Raw genomic sequence first — 19,831 nt, 5'->3', positions numbered from 1 at the left:
TCGCGTTACTGCTGAGGGGCTGGCGGTGCCTGCGGAGGCTGCTGCTGCCAGCCCGGCGGGGGAACCTGACCCGGCTGGACATGTCCCGGCGGAACATGTCCCTGAGCGTCGGGTCCGCCGCCCGCCGCGGGCGGCGGACCGGCAGGATTCACCGGCGGCTGGGCCTGCGAGGGAGGCTGCTGCTGCCATCCCTGCGGCGGGTGGCCCTGCTGCGGGGCGCCGTACGGCTGCTGCGGCTGCTGCGGCGGATACGGGTGGCCGGGCACCGGCTGTCCGGGAACGCCCGGACCGGGCTGTCCCGGCATCGGCTGCCCCTGGGGGTACGGCTGGGGCTGCCCCTGGGGGTGGCCCTGTCCTTGCCACTGACCCTGCCACTGGCCCTGGCCCTGGCCCTGGTCGTGGCCCGGCATCGGCGGCGCCGCCTGGGGCGGCGGGTTCCCGTCCGCCGTCCAGAGCCCCTGCTGCTGCTGGGCGCGCACGAAGTCCTCGGCGATCAGCGCGGAGAGGTTGAAGTACGCCTCGCGGGTCTTGGGCCGCATCATGTCGAGATCGACCTCGGCGCCCGCCGAGAGGTGCTCGTCGAAGGGAACGACGACCACACCGCGGCAGCGGGTCTGGAAGTGCTGCACGATGTCGTCGACCTTGATCATCTTGCCGGTCTCGCGGACCCCGGAGATGACCGTGATGGAACGCTGCACCAGATCGGCGTACCCGTGCGCCGACAGCCAGTCCAGCGTCGTCGAGGCACTGCTCGCGCCGTCCACGGACGGCGTCGAGATGATGATCAGCTGGTCGGCGAGGTCGAGCACACCGCGCATCGCGCTGTAGAGCAGACCGGTACCCGAGTCGGTGAGGATGATCGGGTACTGCTTGCCCAGCACGTCGATCGCGCGCCGGTAGTCCTCGTCGTTGAACGTCGTCGAGACGGCCGGATCCACGTCGTTGGCGATGATCTCCAGACCGGAGGGCGCCTGCGAGGTGAACCTGCGGATGTCCATGTACGAGTTGAGGTACGGGATCGCCTGGACCAGGTCACGGATGGTCGCCCCGGTCTCACGGCGCACCCGGCGGCCGAGCGTGCCGGCATCCGGGTTGGCGTCGATCGCCAGGATCTTGTCCTGCCGCTCCGTCGCCAGCGTCGAACCGAGAGCCGTGGTGGTCGTCGTCTTGCCGACGCCGCCCTTGAGCGAGATGACGGCAATGCGATAGCACGACAGCACCGGCGTACGGATCAGATCGAGCTTGCGCTGCCGCTCCGCCTCCTCCTTCTTCCCACCGAGCTTGAAGCGGGCGGCACTGGAGGGGTTACGGCTCGACTTGGGCTTCTGCTTGTTGTTGCGCAGCAGCCGGTCGGAGGAAAGCTCGACCGCGGCCGTGTATCCCAGCGGAGCGCCCGGAACGGAACGCTCGCGCTGGTCGTGGGTGACCGGCGTGGGCCAGGCACCACCGGTGCGCGGATCCACCGGAGGGCCGGACGGCTGCGGCTGCCCCTGCGGCGCCATCTGCCCGGCCTGCGGGTGTCCCTGCTGCGGGGGCAGTTGCGGGTTGGCGGGCGCGGCCGGGTCGGGCGCCTGCGGCGACTGCGCCTGGGGCGGCAGGGGTGCGGCCGCGTGGGGGCCGGGCTGCCCCGGCTGTCCGGGTACGGGGCCGGCCTGTTGCGGGAAGCCGTAACCGCCTTGCGGGGCGGGGGCGTTGGGGCCCGGCTGGGGGTGTGCGGGCTGTCCGGGCTGGGCGTGCTGTCCGGGTAGGGGGCCGGCCTGTTGCGGGAAGCCGTAACCACCCTGCGGAGCGGGGCCGGGCTGCCCCGGCTGTCCGGTCTGCTGCGGGAAGCCGTAACCGCCTTGCGGGGCGGGGGTGTTGGGGTCCGGCTGGGGGTGTGCGGGCTGTCCGGGCTGGGCGTGCTGTCCGGGTAGGGGGCCGGCCTGTTGGGGGAAGCCGTAACCACCCTGCGGAGCGGGGCCGGGCTGCCCCGGCTGTCCTGTCTGCTGCGGGAAGCCGTAACCGCCCTGGGGCGCAGCCTGGTTGGGCACGGCCTGGCTCGTCTGCGGGAACCCGTACCCGCCTTGCGACGGGGCAGGCTGGGCGGGCTGTCCCGGCTGCTGCGGGAAGCCATGGCCGGGCGACTGCGCCGGAGCGGGTGCCTGCGCTTGCGCCTGCGTGGGCGCCGGCTGATCGGTGTTCGGCGCGGGCCACTGCGGCGCGGCGGTCGGCGCGGCCGGCTGGAACGCCGGGGGCAGCGGCGGTAGTCCGCCGCCCTGTGCGGCGGGCGGTGGAACCGGCGCCCAGGGCTGCCCGCCGGCGGGAGCGTCCTGCGGCTCGGCCGCGGCGGGGACGGCGTCCTGAGGCGTGGCGGTCAGGGGAGCGGCGTCGGAGGGGCCGCCTTCACCGACCGCCGGACCGGCGGTCGCAACGGCGTCGCCGTCGTCGACGGTGCTGTCGCCGTCGTTGTCGTCGTCACCTGCCACCGAGGTGTCGGCGGACCCGTCAGCGTCAGCGGTTCCCTCGGAAGGCACGGACGTGTCGGACACCTCGGCCTTGGCGGCCTCCTCGGGGGCGTCGTGGCCGTCCCCGGGCCTGTCGTCCTCGACGTCCGCTGCCGGGGCCGCGGTCTCCTCGTCTCCGGTCCCGTCCCCGGCCCCGTCGCCGTTGTCCCTGGCCGTGGGGGCGGAGTCGGTGCCTGCACCGTCAAAGGGCGCGGCGACGGGCGCCGACGCCACCGGGTCCGGCTCCGACGTGCCCTCGGCGATGGCCGCGTCCGTTCCTGCCGCGTCCGTTCCTGCGGCGTCCGTTGCGGCAGCGTCAGCGGCGGCCCGCTCGGCCATCTCGCGCCTCAGCGCGGCGGGGGAGAAGCGCATGGTGGCGCCGCTCTCCAGATCTCCGCCTCCGAAGGACTCCCACGACAAATCCGGTTCCTGCGGAGCCTGCGGGGCGCTCGCGTTCTCACCGGCCGGAGCCGGCTCGGCGGCCGACCCGGGCTCACCGGCCGGAGCGGGCTCCGGCGGCTGCACGGGCTGCTGCGGCGTGGGCACGGGTTCCTGCGGCGCAGCCACGGGCGCAGGCGCAGACGGCGCCCAGTTCGGCTCGTAGCCGCTGCCCGCCGGCAGCCCCGGCACCGCCAAGGGCGCACCCTGCGGCGGAGGCGGCGGGGGCGTCTGTCCGGCGCCGCCGCCCGAGGTGTCACCCGACGCGTTCTGCGTGTACCAGGCAGGCGGGGTGTAGTCGATGGTGAACTCACCCGTCAGCTCGGCGGGCTCCGCGTCGGACTCGTCGACGGGAATGTTCCAGCCCCCGTGGATGTCGTCCCGATCGCCGTTCACTTTGCCTCCTGGTGTGGTCGAGCACCCTTGTGCCGTCGTGGGTGGGGGCCACCGCCTTCTTCGGATCGGCCCGGCTCTCCCCTTGGGACGCGGACGGTCCTCCCGTAGGTTCTCCTGCCGCGCCCCGACCCAGCCTAATCGCCAACAACACCACTCCGGCAGGCCCGTCCGGCGGTGGGCTGCGCTCGCGCACGTCACGCCCTGCCCCCAGGTGACCCGGGTACGGCAGAGCGTGAGGAATCCGGCGCGTCAAACCGGTACAACTGCGTACGGACCGGGGCCGCTCAGTCCATCCGTCGGGCGCTGCCCAACAATCCGGTCTCGGCGTCGGTGGCCTGCGTCATGACGAAGCGCCTGTCCTTGGGCGTGCACCAGAGGGTGACCCCGTCCGCCAGCGTCGAAAGCGCCTCGGACTCCACCCGGGGCAGATGCATGATGCGCCCGATCTGCCGGGCCTCGTCCGGCGAGACGCGCTGGATGCCGACCAGGCCGGACTTTTCCATCAAACGCGGTGCGACCGGGCTCAGATAGGGCAGCAGCGTCAGCACCGACTGCCATGGCGCCGAGACGACGCGCCCGCGCGGCGGCCGCATTCCGCAGTCACGGATCACGACGACAGGGCTGCCGGCGGAGGCGCCCTGCGGCGGCACTCGCCCCACGTCGTGCAACGAGATGCACTGCTGTCCGCCGCCTGCTGCCTGTGCGAGGGACGTCCACGCGGGTGCGCGGCCCGTCTCGACCGTGACCCGGGCGCCGGTCGCCGCGGCGCGCAGCGCCAGGACCTGCGCCGTCCACAGTCCGCCGATCAGTGTCACGTCGTACGGCGTGGGGCGGTTGATGCCGAGGACGGCGGGCCTGCCCTCGGCGTCGACACCGATGACCACGCCGTCGTCGCCGACCGGCAGGGTGAGTGCCGCCAGTTGGTCCACGGTCATCGCATGCCGGTCGCGGCGGGGGCCGATGAGGCCGAAACCAAGGCGTGGCTTCGCGGTGGAAGCGGACATCAGCGGGCACCCCCGAGCGGCAGTGTGGCGAGCATTCCCGGCAGCTGTTCGCGGTCGAGCCGCACCAGCCCGGTCTTGACGCCACGAGCGGCGCGCTCCAGCTCATGGCGGGCGGCGACCAGTTCCTCGTCGCTGCGTCCTGTGATCCGGACGTGGCCGGTGACGCTCACGCCCTGACGATCCCCTTGGCCGAGCGTCAGGCTGAACGTCGTCGCCAGCGCCGGGATCGAGGTCAGGAGTGCGACGAGCTGGGGCATCGGAGCGCCGCCGCCGCCGAGTTGAGGCCAGCGGCCGACCCAGTACGTGGTGTGCCTGCGGTCGTCCACGCGCCAGGTGCGCGAGGTCTCCTGGGTGCGCCGTACGGGGGCGTCGGACCGGCCTGCCTGGGCGATGGCCATCGGGCTGGCGCAGGACGAGGTGGCGATGGCAGCCGTCAGTTCCTGCTCCGTCAGCACGATGGCACGGAAACCGGCTCCGGTGAGGCGGCTTGCCAACTGGTCGGCGGCGCGCACCACACACTTCTGTGCGCCTTCGAGGCCGCCGCCGCGGGCGGCGACCGCCTCCGGGCACAGCTCCGGGTCGAGCTTCAGCGCGACCCAGGTGATCCGCAGCGCCGGTGAGCCCGTCTGGGCCTGCAGCGGCGCGTAGTTGCGTGCGGCGATCGACTGCTGCGGCAGATGGGGTGCGGGCGCGGGCTGTGTGTGCTGCACGATCTGGGCCGACTCGAGCCGGATGCCGTCCACGTCCAGGACGTCCCTGATCAGGGCCATCGGAAGCGGCCGCGCCGTGCGTTCGGGCCGCAGCGCTGTCGCGTCCGCCTCGATCTGGAGCACGGCGGTCAGGAACGTGCCGTCGCCGATCATGCCGACCGGACGGCGGTCGCGGTCGCTGTAGGTGTAGGTCCGCAGCGCCGGGTCGCACTCGACGACCGGTGCCAGGCCCGGCTCCGTGTCCGGCGGGATGACAAGGGACTTGGCCCGTCTGGTACGAGCGCGCAGAGCGAACACCATGGAGAGCCACTCGGGCAGCGAACGGCGGTGCCGGCGCACCACGGCCAGCAGCACCAGCAGAGCCGCCAGTACACCCGCGGGCACGAGGAGCAGTGGGTCGACGACCCACGCCACCAACAGCAGGGCGCCGGCTGTCTCCACCAGCACGAGTTGTTGCAGTCGGAACGTCCCGAAGTGACCGGGCCGGGCACGCAGGCGCGGAGTGCCCGGTCCGGAGGAAGCGGTCGCGGGCGGTGCCGAGGACTGTCTGCGAGCCGTGGGCCGCGCGCGCGTCGCGGAAGCCATTATTCCGGCACCCCCCGGTTCATTAGGCCCCAATTCATCCCGATCACCCCTGTCCAGCCCCGCCCAGCAAGGCTTCCGGCGGCTGGATCACCCTACCCGCCCCACAAGCACCATCGATCAACAGGCATAGTAGGGGGCCGGTCCGACAGGCAGGGCCCGGGGACCGGACTCACCACAAGGGCCCCGCGGGGAGACAGTGCCTTCTTTACCAATGGGGACTCATGGCATCACGGCGGGATGAGCTCAACGCGTACACCTTTGCGAAGAAGCGCACGGTGGCGGCATTCCTCCAACCCTCTCCGTCCGGAACGGAGGAGGGCGCGCCCCGGCCGTTGCGCGCGATCCTCCCGGGCATGATCGTGGGCGTGCTGATCCTGGCGGGCTTCGGAGCCTTCGGCATGTTCAAGCCCAAGGCACCCAAGGACTGGGCGACGCCGGGCACCAGAGTGATCGTCGGCAAGGATTCCACCACCCGCTATGTGGTGCTGCAGACCGGCAAGGGCAAGGACAAGAAGGTCCTGCTGCACCCGGTGCTGAATCTGGCCTCCGCCCGACTGCTCCTCACGCCGGACCAGTTCAAGGTCATCCAGGTCGCCGACGACATCCTCGACTCGGGCAAGCCCCCACGCGGTCCCATCCTCGGCATCCCCTACGCACCCGACCGGCTGCCCAGCGAGAAGGAAGCGGGCAAGGCCAAGCGCTGGGCGGTGTGCGAGCAGCCGGGCGCGGGTGAAGGCGCCTCCGTGCAGAAGGCGACATTCATCTTCGCCGACCGCGACCTCAAGAGGACCGAGGGCAAGAGCAAACTGGCGGGTGGTCAGGTTCTGTACGTCGAGGGGAAGACCGGGCGCTACCTCGTCGACGCCACAGGCACCAAGTACCTCGTCCGCGGCACCGAGGACGACGCGGACTTCCTCACACGCGCGCTGGTCGACGACCGGACGCAGCCGCAGCCGGTGACCGACGACTGGCTGGCGACTCTGCACGAGGGAAGCCCGATCGACTTCCCCGTCATCCCCGGCGACGTGGGCGCACCGGCCGGTGTCGGCGGCGGCCTGACCGCCGAACAGGACAAGGTGGGCATGGTGCTCCAGGCACAGACGGGTGCCGGCCCCCAGCACTACGTCGTCCTCGCCGGCAAGGTCCGGCCGGTGTCGGACTTCACCGCCTGGCTTCTGATCAACTCCCCCCAGACGGACGAGCTCGACATGGGCGGCGAGGCGACGGTCGTCGACGCCGCCTCCTTCACCCCCGAACCGGAGGACTTCGCCGCGGAGAAGCGCTGGCCGAAGGAGAAGGCCGAGCAGGTCAACTCCGCGACCGGCGGCCGTGACACCGTCTGCAGTGTGCTCCGCAAGGTCGACGACAAGGGCCGTACGACGCTCTCCACCTGGGCCGGGTCCGCCTATCCCGCGGAGATCACCGCGGGCGGCACCAGCACCTACGTCACCCCGGGGTCCGGTCTGCTCTACACCCAGGTGCAGGGCAAGCAGACCAAGCCCGACGGCTCTCTCTTCCTCGTGACCGACACGGGACTGCGGTACGCGGTCCAGGCGAACGGCGACAGCGACTCCGACCGCTCCGACATCGGTGCGGGGGAGCAGGGAGGGCAGCAGCAGGACGGCCGTCCTGAGCCCAGCCAGGCGCAGATCCGGCTCGGATACGGAAAGATCGTCCCTTCGCTGGTGCCGATCACCTGGTCGGAGTTCGTCTCCAAGGGACCACGTCTGGACACCAACAGCGCACGCCAGCCGCAGGGTTCGTGAGGGGGGCCGATGTCGCAACCGCTCCGCAGGGCCGCGGCGCTCGCCGCCGCGTCGATGCTCACCGCGCTCACGCTCGCGCCTTCGGCCGCACTGGCGGCCGATGACCCGCACGAACTCTCCGTCAACGGCAGCGGCGAGTGCACCTTCCCCATGAAGGAGCAGATCGAGGGCACTCCCTGGCCGCTCCAACGGGTCCTGCTCGACGAGCTGTGGCAGGACACCAAGGGCAAAGGCGTGCGGGTCGCCGTGATCGACACCGGTGTCGACAACGACAACATCCAGCTGAAACCGGCCGTCGACGCCTCCGCAGGCAAGGACCTCCTCAAACCCGACAAGAAGAGCGGGGACGAGAAGCGCGGCAAGACCAACGGCACCGTCGACCTGGTGGGCCACGGCACCAAGGTCGCCGGCATCATCGCGGCACGCCCCCGCAAGGGCACCGGCTTCGTCGGGATCGCACCCGAGGCGACGATCATCCCCATCCGGCAGAACGACGAGAACAACAGCGGAAACGACCGGACCATGGCCACGGCGATCGACCACGCCATCGCCAAGGGTGCGGACGTCATCAACATCTCCCAGGACACCACCAAGCCGCTCGGGCTCGACTCGGTCCTCAACAGGGCGGTGCAGCGGGCGATCAGGGCGGGCACCGTTGTCGTCGCCTCTGCGGGCAACGACGGCATGGATGGCGAACTCAAGAACACCTACCCCGCCGCGTTCCCGGGCGTCCTCGCCGTGGCATCGTCCGACCGCAACAACGAGCGCGCCGCCTTCTCGCAGGCCGGCGACTTCGTCGGTGTCGCCGCCCCGGGCGTCGACGTCGTCTCCACCGTCCCCGGAAACGGGCAGTGCATCGACAACGGCACCAGTTTCTCCGCGCCCTATGTCGCCGGTGTGGCGGCGCTGCTGAAGGCCAAGCACCCGAAGTGGACGCCGGCCGAGATCATCGCCGAGATCGAGCAGACGGCCACCCGCAGCATCAACGGCCACGACAATTTCGTCGGCTGGGGCGTGATCGACCCCGTACGCGCGCTGAGCGGTGACGACAAACCGCAGCCCGCCCCCCGCCCGGACCCGGGCCCGGCCAAACCGCCGGCGCCGGAACCGGCCCACCTGGCCATGACGGAGACGGCGCAGGAACGCAACGCGCGCTATGCAACCTACGCGGTGGGTATCTGCGTCGTACTGGTGGCGGTGATCGCCGGCACGGCGACGGTCATCAGGGACACCACGCAAAAACGGTCGAGCTGAGCCAAACGACCGTAGGCGCTTTGCAGTTGGAACTGTAGTACCAAGTGGATAGAGTGACCGTCGGACCATAGGTCCGGCACGGGGGCGGCATCCGAACGGCTTCCGTCTACAGTCACTGTCGCAGGAAGAAGGGGCACGATGTCGGACAAGAATCTCGACGTAACCACCGGTGATATCACCGAACTCAGTGGCAAGATCCAGAGCTTCCAGATCGAGCTGGGCAACCGGATCACCTCCCTGAACCGCGTGGTGGACGCCATCCAGGCGGGCTGGAAGGGTGCGGCGAGCCAGCAGTACGACGCGGTGCAGACGCGGGTGAACCGTCGTCTGAGCAACCTTCAGCAGAGCCTCGAAAACCTCGAGCGCATGGTGAAGATCAGCGCCGACGGCTTCGACGAGGAAGAGCGCAAGCGCCTGTCGTCGTTCGCCGGTATGGAGAACGCCAAGGGCAACACCAGCGCCATTCTCGACGTCTGATCCGGCAGATCCGACCGCCTGAACTCGTTTCGCCGAACTTCGCCACCAGGAGCACACAATGACGACTGCCGTCAATTACGACACAGTGACCCAGGCCGCCCGCGACACGCTCAAGACCGCGTCGGACCTGGACGGAGAACTCCGCACCCTACTGGGGCACGTCAACCGCGTCGCCGGCCAGTGGCAGGGTGAGGCCAAGGAGGCCTACGTGGCCATCCAGCGCCAGCTCGCCACCGACATGGACGGCATGAACCAGGACCTGCAGACGATCGCCCGTCTGCTCGGCGACGCCGTCGTCGGCTACCAGGACACCGACAAGGGCAACGCCGCCCGGTTCCGCATGATGATGGGCTGACCGGCCGATCGCACGACGAAGGGGCTGCCCGCGACACCGCGGGCAGCCCCTTCGTCGTGTCGGCTACCTGAGGTCGAACTCGCCGTCCCGCGCGCCCAGGACGAAGGCCCGCCACTCGGCCTCCGTGTAGCGCAGCACCGTGTCGTGGTCCAGCGACGACCGCATCGCCACGGCGCCGCCCGGAAGATGCGCGATCTCGACGCGCTCCTCATCAGGACTGGTGCCGGGGGCCCCGAGCCACTCCACCCCGGAGATGTCGAGGGCGTACAGCTCGTCCTTCTGACGTTCCTTCTCACTGGCGTCGGCCATCGGCGCGATCCTTATCTGTGCTGTGAACGAGCCTCGTGCTGTGATCAAGCGTGTGGCTCAGCCTAGTGGCCGAGCCGCTCCGCCGCGGCCCTTACGTCGGAGACAGGAACCCGTACGGAGACCCGACCACCGGGGTTGAGCTTGAGCGCCAGATCGGGCGGGAGCAGCCGGGCCAACTCCGCACCGTTCACCGGGCGCAGCCGCGGAACGCTCGCCGGAGCGTGGTCGGCGTGGGTGAGCACCGGGACGAACCGGCCGTCGGCGTCCGTGTAGACGGCGATGTCCGCGCCCTCGTCCGGCAGGTACACCGTCGCCGCCGCGAGCGCCTCGGGAACCGCCTCGTCGGGACCGTGCCCGCTCGCCGCGAGCTGCAGGGACGCGTCCACCGGGTCGGTCGGCCGCGGCCAGCCCAGACTCACGGGGGGAGGGGCGGTAGTTCGGGTTGTGCTGGAACGCTCCGGGCTCCCCCTGGGCGTCCACCTGCCAGGCCCCGATCACGGCGAAGGGAGGCACCTCCCCGGCCGGGTCGTACATCGGGTCGATCGAGTACAGCCACGTGCCCGGCGCCCGCCGCGCCTGCGCCCGCAGCTCCTCGGAGAGCTCCGGCACGGGCCGCTCCGCCCCCCGCCGGGACTGCGGCTGCGGCGGGACCTGCGGCTGGGGTCGGGGCTGGGCCTGCGGCCGAGGTTGCACCTTTGCCGCGGCACGCCGCTCCGCCGCCCGACGGTCCCACTCGTCCATCAGCCTTCGGTACGCGGCCTCCTGCTGCTGGACGCTCAGCACACTCTCGACCGGAGCGTCGTCGAAGAGACCGACCGTGTTCTCGGGATCGGCGGGCTCACCGGGCCTCAGCACATACGCCCGGTCGCTCCCGCTGCCGGCCAGCATCCCACTCTGCCGCACCTCTGCCCGGGCCCCGTTGACGGCCAGCAGCCAGCCACTGCCCTCCAGACGGATCCGTACGTCCCGCAGCGCCCCGGGCAGGTCTCTGCACGCCGCCGTCCTTGGGGACGACGAGCGAGCCGCGAGCATCGGGATACGCGGATAGCCGGGCTGTGCGACCGTCCGGCAGGCGAAGAGGCAGGTCCGGGCGTCCTCGGCCACCGGGTGGGGGGCGGCGAGTTCGACGAGGCCATGATAGGTGGCGTTGAGCCATTGAAGGCGGCCTGCTGCGGTTCGAATTTCATGCATCAGGCCTTGTGGGGCGGCCACTCGCCGCGGACGAGCAGCTCGAGGTATTCGGCAACCGGCAGATGCGACGGTGGGAAGTGCACGGGGGATCCGTCCTTGGGCACGACCACCACCCGAGTGAACGGCGCCTTGGTCGGGTCACCGGTGGAGAGGTGCTCTTGTGAGTCGAACCTGATGAGCCACGCGATCGGGTGCTCCTGGCTCAGCTCCGACAGCAGCACAATCGTGTAGGGCCGATCGGCCAGAACCTCGGCGAGGTAGGTGCGTGCCGCCGCGAGGGCGTCGTCCTGGGTGAGCATGCGATGTCCTGTCGATGTTGCCTACTGCCCGGGGTACCAGCTGAGCTGCACCAGCGGGTTGCCCCTCTTGCGCGACACGAAGGTGCCGCGGCCCTGAGGCATCGGACGGGCGCGCACGTTGCCCATGATGTCGCCCTCGCTCGGGTCTCCGGAGAGAACGACGCCCTGGGCGCCCAGCTCCTTCATGCGCTGCATGAACGGCTCGTACATGGCCCTCGAGGCGCCCGCGGCGTTGCGGGCGACGATGAAGCGGACACCGACGTCACGTGCGAAGGGCAGATGCTCCGCCAGCTTCGCCAGCGGGTTGCCCGAGTTCGTGGCGACCAGCTCGTAGTCGTCGATCAGGACGAACAGCTGCGGGCCGCTCCACCAGCTCCGGTCGCGCAGCTGCTGCGGCGTGATGTCCGGCTTCGGCGCCCGCCGTTCCATGACGGTGGAGATCGCGTCCATGTGCATCTCCATGGCCGATGCCATCGGCGCGTACTCGAGCAGGTGGGACGCCGGGACCGCCTCCAGCATGGTGCGCCGGTAGTCGCCGACCACGATGCGCGCCTGCTCCGGTGTGTACCGCTCGCAGATCTGCTTGGCGACGAGCCGCAGCAGGTTGGTCTTCCCCGACTCGCTCTCGCCGAAGACCATGAGGAACGGGTCCGTCTCGAAGTCGACGAACACCGGCTCCAGATTCGTCTCGTCGATGCCGATGGCGACGCCGTGCTGCGGGTACTCGAAGCCCTTGGGCAACTGCTCCGCGGGCAGCCGGCGGGGAAGCAGCCTGACCGTCGGTGCGGCCGGCCCCGGCCAGTGGCCCTTCACGGCCTGCACGAACGCCTCGGCGCCCTCCGCGAGATCGCCGGAGCTGCTGACGGAGTCGATGCGCGGCAGCGCCGTCATGAAGTGCAGCTTCTCCGGGACCTGGCCACGGCCCGGAACGCCCGCGGGGACGTTCGCCGCGACCTTGCGGTCGAACTCGGAGTCCATCACGTCACCGAGGCGCAGCTCGAGCCGGCCGAGCATCTGGTCCTTGAGCGCCGCGCGCACCTCCATGTAGCGGGCGGCGGTGATCACGACGTGGATGCCGTAGCCGAGGCCACGTGCCGCGAGGTCCGAGACGATCGGCTCGAGCATCTCGTAGTCGTTCTTGAACCCGCCCCAGCCGTCGATGACGAGGAAGACGTCTCCCCATGCCTCGCCGGGCAGTTCGCCCGCGGCGCGCTTGCGCCGGTACGTCTGGATGGAGTCGATGCCGTTGGCCCGGAAGAACTCCTCGCGCCGGTTCAGCACACCCAGCACCTCTGCGACCGCACGCCGCACCCGCTCCGGGTCGAGACGTGAGGCGACGCCACCGACGTGCGGCAGGTCCGAGAGGGACGACAGGCCGCCGCCGCCGAAGTCGAGCGCGTAGAACTGCACTTCGCTGGGCGTGTGCGTGAGTGCGAACGACGAGATCAGGGTCCGCATGAGCGTCGACTTGCCGGACTGCGGGCCGCCGACGACCATCATGTGACCCGCTGCGCCGGAGAAGTCCCGGTACAGCACCTCGCGGCGCTGCTCGAACGGCTTGTCGATCAGGCCGAGCGGGACGACAAGACCACCGGGCCGTGTGTACTCGGCCGCGGTCAGACCGCGGTCCGCGGTCGGCGCGAGGTCGGGCAGCAGCTGGTCCAGCGTCGGCGCCTGGTCGAGCGGCGGCAGCCACACCTGGTGCGCCGGCACGCCCTGTCCTTCCAGGCGGCGCACGATCACGTCGAGGACCGTGTCCGCGAGTGCCTCGTCGTCGGACCTGCTCGGTCCGGCGCCCGCGGCCGGGTCGGGAGCCGCGTACACGACCGGCACCGGCGCCGCGGTGAACACCGCGGGCCGCCGCTCGATGGGCAGCTGGCCCACCGACAGGTCCGGCCCGCCGGTCCGGTACGTACCGGACACGTACGCCGCCTTGAAGCGGGTCATCTCGTCGGTGCCGAACTTGAGGTAGCCGGAACCGGGCACCGACGGCAGGTGGTAGGCGTCGGGCACGCCGATCGCCGTGCGCGACTCGGCCGCCGAGAACGTCCGCAGACCGATCCGGTACGACAGGTAGGTGTCGAGACCCCGCAGCTTGCCTTCCTCCAGACGCTGCGAGGCGAGCAGCAGATGCACACCCAGCGAACGGCCGATCCGGCCGATCTGGATGAACATGTCGATGAAGTCGGGTTTGGCGGTGAGCAGTTCGGAGAACTCGTCGAGCACCAGCACCAGCGAGGCGAGCGGCTCCAGCGCGGCGCCGGCGGCGCGTGCCTTCTCGTAGTCGTGGATGTTGGCGTAGTTGCCCGACTTGTGCAGCAGTTCCTGACGGCGCTGCAGTTCACCGCGGATCGCGTCGCCCATGCGGTCGACCAGCGTCAGGTCGTCCGACAGGTTGGTGATGACGGCGGCGACGTGCGGCATCTGCGACATGCCCGCGAACGTCGCACCACCCTTGAAGTCCGCGAGGACGAAGTTGAGCGTTTCCGAGGAGTGGGTGACCGCGAGGCCGAGTACCAGGGTGCGCAGCAGTTCCGACTTTCCGGAACCGGTCGCGCCGACGCACAGGCCGTGCGGGCCCATGCCCTCCTGCGCGGCTTCCTTGAGGTCCAGCATGACCGGCTGGCCGTCCTCACCGACACCGATCGGGACCCGCAGCCGTTCGGCGACCGAACGGGGCCGCCAGGTGCGGGCCACGTCGATTCCGGCGGCGTCGCCCAGGTTGAGCAGATCGGTGAAGTCGAGGTTGGCGAGCAGCGGTTCGTCGTCGTCGCCTCCGCCCATCCGCAGCGGAGCCAGCTGACGCGCGAGCGCTTCGGCCGCCGGCAGCGAAATGCCGTCGGGAACGCCCTCGTACGCCACCCGAGACCCGGACTCCAGACGGAGCCGGCCCGGCCTTACCACCACGGACAGCCCGCCACGCGGCTCGTCCAGATCGCCGGAGACCACTTCGACGATGGTGACGCCCTGCAGCCCCTCGGCCGCCGCGAACAGCGAGTCGGGCGGGACTATGCCGCCGTCGAGGACAACGACGATGTGCGGCTGGTCCATCACGGGCTGGTTCTCGCGGCTGAACCGCGGCCGGCCGTCGAGCCGGCTGTGCAGCAGCTGCTCCAGCTCCCCGAGGTCGTCACCGAACAGCCGCTTGCTGCCCGCACCGTCCACCTGACCGTGCACCTGTGTGTGCGGCAGCCACTTCGTCCAGTCCCACCGCGCGACCGCGCCCGGCGCAGCCACCACGGCGAGCATCAGGTCGTCGGGCGAGTGCAGCGTCACCAGTTGGGAGACGAGCGCCCGCGCCGCGGACTGTGCCGACTCGGGCTCGCCCGAGACGGTCACGTGATAGAAGGCGCGCATCGAGACGGCCATCGGCAGCCCGTCCAGCGACCCGTGGGTGGCCAGGAACTGCTGCATCGCACCGGCCGCCAGCGGCTCCAACTCGTCGACCGGCGCGGTCTCCGGTGCGATCAGGGGTGTCGCGAGCTGCTGCGCCCCGAGGCCGACGCGCACCTGCGCGAAGTCCTTGTCGCCCACCCGTCGTTCCCACAGGCGCGAACCCTCGGCCACCACCGACCACAACTGCTCGGGGGAGGGGTGCAGATAGAGCTGTGCGTCGCGCTGCTTGCGCGCGGTCTTGCGCACCGTACGCCGGGTCTGGGCGAGGTATTTGAGGTAGTCCCGCCGGACATCGGCCATTTGCCCCTGCGTACCCCTGCGGTATCTGACGACCTGGGCCACGACCATCGCAACGGTCGATACCAGCATCAGAACACCCATGATGCGCATGAACGGAGGCGCCTGCGGCGAGAAGAAGAAGACCACCGACGAGCCCATGCCGAGGACCGGCAGGATCTGCATCAGCATGCCCTCCTGCTGGCCACGCGGCAGCTCCGGAGGTGCCTCCAGTGTCAGTTCCCCCATGGGAACTTCGGGTGGCAGGGACCTCGGCGGGCGTTTCACGACGATCTGGCTCACCGGAGCATCAATCCCTCGAGACGGACGGAAGACGGATGGGCCGGTTCCGCCACCGACACTCCCAGGACCGGGTGTTCGGCGCGCTCCCCTCCGCGCGACGGTGATCCTACTTGCAGACCCATCGGGTGTGTCCCGGTAGGGTGGCGCGCGCATCGTGCGCAACCGCGAATCAGGGGGTCCACACACGTGAGTACGACCGCAGCGACCGGCTTCTGCCGCGTCACAGTGGTGGCGCCGGACAGCCGTATCGATGTCGCCCTCCCCGAGGACATCGCCGTCGCCGACGTCTATCCGGAGATCCTGCGCCTGACCGGTCAGACCCAGGCGACGGGCGCACCGACCGGTTACCACCTGGTCCGACGGGACGGCACGGTCCTTGACGGCGCGCGCTCGCTCTCCGCCCAGCAGGTGCTCGACGGAGAAGTGCTGAGCCTGCGTCCCTTCGCCGAGTCGCTGCCCCCCGCGGTCTTCGACGACGTCTCGGACGCCGTGGCCTCCGCAGTGGTCCGTGACCGGCACCTGTGGAGCGACGACCTGCTGCGCGGAGCCGGCCTCGTCGGTGGCGTCCTGCTGCTCGTCCTCATGGGCTTCGTGCTCTGGTTCGCCGATCCGGTCCGCCACGACATGCACAGCCTGCCCGGCATCATCGCGGGTGCCGCCGGTGTGCTCCTCACCGCCTTCGCGGGCGTACGGGCGCGGGTCTACGCCGACCGTGCCACAGCCGTCGGTCTCGGACTGGGCGCGCTGCCGCTGCTGCTCATCGCGGGCTCCGGAATCATCGGCGCGGACGCGGGCCACGGTCCGGGCCGCCTGCAGTTCCTCCTCGGCTGCGTGACCGTCCTGGTCGCCTCGGTCGTCCTCGTCGCCCTCACCCCCAGTGGCGACGCGCCGTTCGTCGCGGCCACGTTCCTCGCCGTGACCGGCACGATCGCCACCTTCTTGGCGATCCTGACCGAGTCGTCCGCGACACGGACCGCGGCCGTCGTCGCTCCCGTCGCCATCGGTCTGGTCGCGTTCCTGCCCGGCCTCTCCGCCCGTTTCGCCCGGCTGCCCATCGGCTACGCCTCCCCCCGCAGCGCCGCCGACGAATTCGACGGCGACGCCTACGCCGACCCGAACGAGACACCCGAGGCGGAGCCGGTCGACGCCGAGAGGATCGCCGCGCAGGCCCGCCGGGGCCACGAGATGCTGCTCGGCCTGGTCGGCGGCTGCGCCGCCGTCGTGGTCGGCTGCGCCGCCGTGCTCGGCTTCTCCAGCAACGTGTGGGGCCAGCTGCTGGCGCTGGCCGCGGGCCTCGCGATGCTGCTGCGCGCCCGCCTCTTCCGCTACACCTCCCAGGTGGCGTGCGCCCTGGTCGCGGGCATCGCCGCGATCGCCCTGCTGGTGCTCGGCCTCTCGCTGAACCCGCCGGTCGACCTGGTGAAGGACCTCCTGATGTACGGCGACCGGGGAGGCCTGGACATCCGTACGATCTGGCTGACCGCCACAGTTGCCGCGGGCGCCGCGCTGATCACCGCGATCGGCCTGGTCATCCCGAAGAAGGGCCTCTCGCCCTTCTGGGGCCGCCTCCTCGACATCGCGGAGGGCGCGGTACTGCTCGCACTGGTCCCGCTCTGCCTTGCCGTTCTCGACGTCTACAACGCGGCACGCTCGCTCACCAGCTAGGCGGGGGCACTGCGGCTGCCGGGCGGGCGCTGCGGCTGCCGGGCGGGCGCTGCGGCTGCGCTGCGCCAGGCTGGTACGCTGTGCAACGGCCGTTTGTGTTCGCGCCCCCCGGATCACCTGGGAGGAGCGCTCGACGGACCTCCGCCTCCGAGTCACGGAAGCTCCCCTGAGACAGAGACCAGGGGCACTCGCGGGCGCATCGAAACCATTGAGGAGTACCGAGTGTCTCTCGACGCCGCTACGAAGAAGCAGATCATCACCGAGTTCGGCACCAAGGAGGGCGACACCGGCTCCCCCGAGGTTCAGGTTGCGATGCTCTCCCGCCGCATCTCGGACCTGACCGAGCACCTCAAGACGCACAAGCACGACCACCACTCCCGTCGTGGTCTGCTGATCCTGGTCGGCCAGCGCCGCCGTCTGCTGCAGTACCTGGCCAAGAAGGACATCCAGCGCTTCCGTACGCTGGTGGACCGGCTCGGTATCCGCCGCGGTGCGGCCGGCGGTGCCAAGTAAGACGCCGTGAAGGGAGCGGTTCCCACTCTTAGGGGGCCGCTCCCTTTGCTGTACGTGCGCGATGTGCCGGACGGCAATTAGTCTGGTCTGCACAACGCCACATCGCGCGAGAAGCCGCCTCCTCGCCGCCGGTCCTCGGTAGTGGCCCCCGGACGCAATCACCCCGGGTGCTTCGATCGAAGACCGGCCCGCACACAAGGCGCGCTTCTCCGCCACGGTCCCCGGCCACACGGGCGCGGGGACGAAAAGACGAATGTAGGAGAAACCGCTGGTGGAGAACGAGACCCACTACGCCGAGGCTGTCATCGACAACGGCGCCTTCGGTACCCGCACCATCCGCTTCGAGACGGGCCGCCTGGCCAAGCAGGCCGCCGGCTCCGCCGTTGCGTACCTGGACGACGACACCATGGTGCTGTCGGCCACCACCGCTTCCAAGAAGCCCAAGGACCAGCTCGACTTCTTCCCCCTCACGGTGGACGTCGAGGAGCGCATGTACGCGGCCGGCAAGATCCCCGGCTCCTTCTTCCGCCGCGAGGGCCGGCCCTCCGAGGACGCGATCCTCACCTGCCGCCTGATCGACCGGCCGCTGCGCCCCTCCTTCAAGAAGGGCCTGCGCAACGAGATCCAGATCGTCGAGACGATCATGGCTCTCAACCCCGACCACCTGTACGACGTGGTCGCGATCAACGCCGCCTCCTGCTCCACGCAGCTGGCCGGCCTGCCCTTCTCCGGTCCGATCGGCGGCACCCGTGTCGCGCTGATCAAGGGCCAGTGGGTCGCCTTCCCGACGCACACCGAGCTCGAGGACGCCGTCTTCGACATGGTGGTCGCCGGTCGCGTCCTGGAGGACGGCGACGTCGCGATCATGATGGTCGAGGCCGAGGCCACCGAGAAGACGATCGAGCTCGTCAAGGGCGGTGCCGAGGCGCCGACCGAGGAGGTCGTCGCCGCCGGTCTCGAGGCCGCGAAGCCCTTCATCAAGGTGCTGTGCAAGGCGCAGTCGGACCTCGCCGCCAAGGCCGCCAAGCCCACCGGTGAGTTCCCCGTCTACCTCGACTACCAGGACGACGTCCTGGATGCGCTCACCGCCGCCGTCAAGAGCGAGCTCGCCCAGGCGCTCACCATCGCCGGTAAGCAGGAGCGCGAGACCGAGCTCGACCGCATCAAGGAGCTCGCCGCCGAGAAGCTGCTCCCGGCCTTCGAGGGCCGCGAGAAGGAGATCTCCGGCGCCTACCGCGCGCTGACCAAGAAGCTGGTCCGCGAGCGCATCATCAAGGACAAGGTCCGCATCGACGGCCGCGGCATCACGGACATCCGTACGCTCGCCGCCGAGGTCGAGGCCATCCCGCGCGTGCATGGTTCCGCGCTGTTCGAGCGTGGCGAGACCCAGATCCTGGGCGTCACCACGCTGAACATGCTCCGCATGGAGCAGCAGCTGGACACCCTTTCCCCGGTGACCCGCAAGCGCTACATGCACAACTACAACTTCCCGCCGTACTCCGTCGGTGAGACCGGCCGCGTGGGCTCGCCCAAGCGCCGTGAGATCGGCCATGGTGCTCTCGCCGAGCGCGCCATCGTGCCGGTGCTGCCGACGCGCGAGGAGTTCCCGTACGCGATCCGTCAGGTGTCCGAGGCCCTCGGCTCCAACGGTTCGACGTCCATGGGCTCGGTCTGCGCCTCCACCATGTCGCTGCTGAACGCCGGTGTGCCGCTGAAGGCCCCCGTCGCCGGTATCGCCATGGGTCTGATCTCCGAGGAGATCGACGGCAAGACGCACTACGTCGCGCTCACCGACATCCTCGGTGCCGAGGACGCCTTCGGCGACATGGACTTCAAGGTCGCCGGCACGAAGACCTTCGTCACCGCGCTCCAGCTCGACACCAAGCTCGACGGCATCCCCGCCTCGGTCCTGGCCGCCGCGCTGAAGCAGGCCCGCGACGCCCGCCTCCACATCCTCGATGTGATGAACGAGGCCATCGACGTCCCGGACGAGATGTCCCCGAACGCCCCGCGGATCATCACCGTCAAGATCCCCGTGGACAAGATCGGCGAGGTCATCGGCCCCAAGGGCAAGATGATCAACCAGATCCAGGAGGACACCGGCGCCGACATCACGATCGAGGACGACGGCACCATCTACATCGGTGCCGCCGACGGCCCGGCCGCAGAGGCCGCCCGCGCCACGATCAACGGCATCGCCAACCCGACCATGCCGGAGGTCGGCGAGCGCTACCTGGGCACGGTCGTGAAGACGACCACCTTCGGTGCGTTCGTGTCCCTGCTCCCGGGCAAGGACGGTCTGCTGCACATCTCGCACTCGGTGAGGTCGAAGCGCGCGCGGCCTTCGGGCGTGTCCAGGGTGTCCGCGCCCGTCTCGACGTCCAGTGTGTTCACCAGGGCCTCGACCAGCG

At 70.4% G+C, this 19,831-nt stretch carries 14 protein-coding genes; 7 read left to right on the top strand and 7 right to left on the bottom strand.

The features are described 5' to 3' along the window. Window positions 1–5: 5 nt before the first annotated feature. The 3 genes from ABZ070_RS04065 to eccE all read right to left on the bottom strand — a co-directional run bounded on the left by ABZ070_RS04065 (window position 6) and on the right by eccE (window position 5,616). Window positions 6–3,317, bottom strand: a complete 3,312-nt coding sequence (locus tag ABZ070_RS04065) for an SCO5717 family growth-regulating ATPase (protein ID WP_356629655.1) — start codon at window positions 3,315–3,317, stop codon at window positions 6–8. 284 nt (window positions 3,318–3,601) lie between these two features. Next, entirely contained in the window at window positions 3,602–4,321 is a 720-nt protein-coding gene (locus tag ABZ070_RS04060) for a hypothetical protein (protein ID WP_356629653.1), read from the bottom strand. Continuing rightward, a complete protein-coding gene (gene eccE / locus ABZ070_RS04055; protein WP_356629651.1) occupies window positions 4,321–5,616 on the bottom strand; it encodes a type VII secretion protein EccE in 1,296 nt (431 codons plus the stop codon). Before eccE ends, ABZ070_RS04060 begins: the two co-directional genes overlap by 1 nt. 221 nt (window positions 5,617–5,837) lie before the next feature. Here eccE and eccB point away from each other — a divergent pair, with 221 nt between their 5' ends. From eccB to ABZ070_RS04035, 4 genes are all read left to right on the top strand, one after another. After that, window positions 5,838–7,382, top strand: coding sequence for a type VII secretion protein EccB (eccB, locus tag ABZ070_RS04050; protein WP_356629649.1), 1,545 nt, complete (start codon window positions 5,838–5,840; stop codon window positions 7,380–7,382). Window positions 7,383–7,391: 9 nt separating this feature from the next. After that, window positions 7,392–8,636, top strand: coding sequence for a type VII secretion-associated serine protease mycosin (mycP, locus tag ABZ070_RS04045; protein WP_356629647.1), 1,245 nt, complete (start codon window positions 7,392–7,394; stop codon window positions 8,634–8,636). A gap of 138 nt (window positions 8,637–8,774) precedes the next feature. Further along, a complete protein-coding gene (locus ABZ070_RS04040) occupies window positions 8,775–9,113 on the top strand; it encodes a WXG100 family type VII secretion target (protein ID WP_356629645.1) in 339 nt (112 codons plus the stop codon). 58 nt (window positions 9,114–9,171) lie between these two features. Further along, window positions 9,172–9,468 carry a WXG100 family type VII secretion target gene (locus tag ABZ070_RS04035; protein ID WP_356629643.1) on the top strand — a complete coding sequence of 99 codons (297 nt, stop codon included), beginning with the start codon at window positions 9,172–9,174 and terminating at the stop codon, window positions 9,466–9,468. A 63-nt stretch (window positions 9,469–9,531) separates the two neighbouring features. Here ABZ070_RS04035 and ABZ070_RS04030 read toward each other — a convergent pair whose 3' ends face one another. The 4 genes from ABZ070_RS04030 to eccCa all read right to left on the bottom strand — a co-directional run bounded on the left by ABZ070_RS04030 (window position 9,532) and on the right by eccCa (window position 15,242). Further along, window positions 9,532–9,777 carry a DUF397 domain-containing protein gene (locus ABZ070_RS04030; RefSeq protein WP_356629641.1) on the bottom strand — a complete coding sequence of 82 codons (246 nt, stop codon included), beginning with the start codon at window positions 9,775–9,777 and terminating at the stop codon, window positions 9,532–9,534. A gap of 62 nt (window positions 9,778–9,839) precedes the next feature. Beyond that, window positions 9,840–10,196, bottom strand: coding sequence for an SseB family protein (locus tag ABZ070_RS04025; protein WP_356629639.1), 357 nt, complete (start codon window positions 10,194–10,196; stop codon window positions 9,840–9,842). A gap of 771 nt (window positions 10,197–10,967) precedes the next feature. Then, a complete protein-coding gene (locus ABZ070_RS04020) occupies window positions 10,968–11,267 on the bottom strand; it encodes a YrhB domain-containing protein (protein ID WP_356629637.1) in 300 nt (99 codons plus the stop codon). 21 nt (window positions 11,268–11,288) lie between these two features. Then, window positions 11,289–15,242, bottom strand: a complete 3,954-nt coding sequence (gene eccCa / locus ABZ070_RS04015; RefSeq protein WP_356629635.1) for a type VII secretion protein EccCa — start codon at window positions 15,240–15,242, stop codon at window positions 11,289–11,291. A gap of 186 nt (window positions 15,243–15,428) precedes the next feature. Between eccCa and eccD the strand changes: the two genes are divergently transcribed. From eccD to ABZ070_RS04000, 3 genes are all read left to right on the top strand, one after another. Further along, complete coding sequence (eccD, locus tag ABZ070_RS04010) at window positions 15,429–16,907, top strand: type VII secretion integral membrane protein EccD (protein WP_356629633.1); 1,479 nt, start codon at window positions 15,429–15,431, stop codon at window positions 16,905–16,907. A gap of 222 nt (window positions 16,908–17,129) precedes the next feature. Continuing rightward, window positions 17,130–17,420: a 30S ribosomal protein S15 gene (gene rpsO, locus ABZ070_RS04005; protein WP_356629631.1), complete on the top strand. Its 291-nt coding sequence runs from the start codon at window positions 17,130–17,132 to the stop codon at window positions 17,418–17,420. Between the two features lie 271 nt (window positions 17,421–17,691). Beyond that, on the top strand, window positions 17,692–19,831 hold a 2,140-nt coding region (locus ABZ070_RS04000), incomplete at its 3' end, for a polyribonucleotide nucleotidyltransferase (RefSeq protein ID WP_356629629.1).

Origin of the sequence: Streptomyces sp. NPDC006283 (genome assembly GCF_040613325.1) — a bacterium.
Classification (GTDB): domain Bacteria; phylum Actinomycetota; class Actinomycetes; order Streptomycetales; family Streptomycetaceae; genus Streptomyces.
The sequence above is the reverse complement of the archived record's forward strand: the minus strand, read 5'-3'. Positions and strand labels throughout refer to the sequence as shown.

Excerpts from the sequence above, each read along its gene's own strand:
- ABZ070_RS04060 (WP_356629653.1), bottom strand. The coding sequence starts at position 4,321 with ATGTCCGCTTCCACCGCGAAGCCACGCCTTGGTTTCGGCCTCATCGGC.
- eccE (WP_356629651.1), bottom strand. The coding sequence starts at position 5,616 with ATGGCTTCCGCGACGCGCGCGCGGCCCACGGCTCGCAGACAGTCCTCG.
- eccB (WP_356629649.1), top strand. The coding sequence starts at position 5,838 with ATGGCATCACGGCGGGATGAGCTCAACGCGTACACCTTTGCGAAGAAG.
- mycP (WP_356629647.1), top strand. The coding sequence starts at position 7,392 with ATGTCGCAACCGCTCCGCAGGGCCGCGGCGCTCGCCGCCGCGTCGATG.
- ABZ070_RS04040 (WP_356629645.1), top strand. The coding sequence starts at position 8,775 with ATGTCGGACAAGAATCTCGACGTAACCACCGGTGATATCACCGAACTC.
- ABZ070_RS04035 (WP_356629643.1), top strand. The coding sequence starts at position 9,172 with ATGACGACTGCCGTCAATTACGACACAGTGACCCAGGCCGCCCGCGAC.
- ABZ070_RS04030 (WP_356629641.1), bottom strand. The coding sequence starts at position 9,777 with ATGGCCGACGCCAGTGAGAAGGAACGTCAGAAGGACGAGCTGTACGCC.
- ABZ070_RS04020 (WP_356629637.1), bottom strand. The coding sequence starts at position 11,267 with ATGCTCACCCAGGACGACGCCCTCGCGGCGGCACGCACCTACCTCGCC.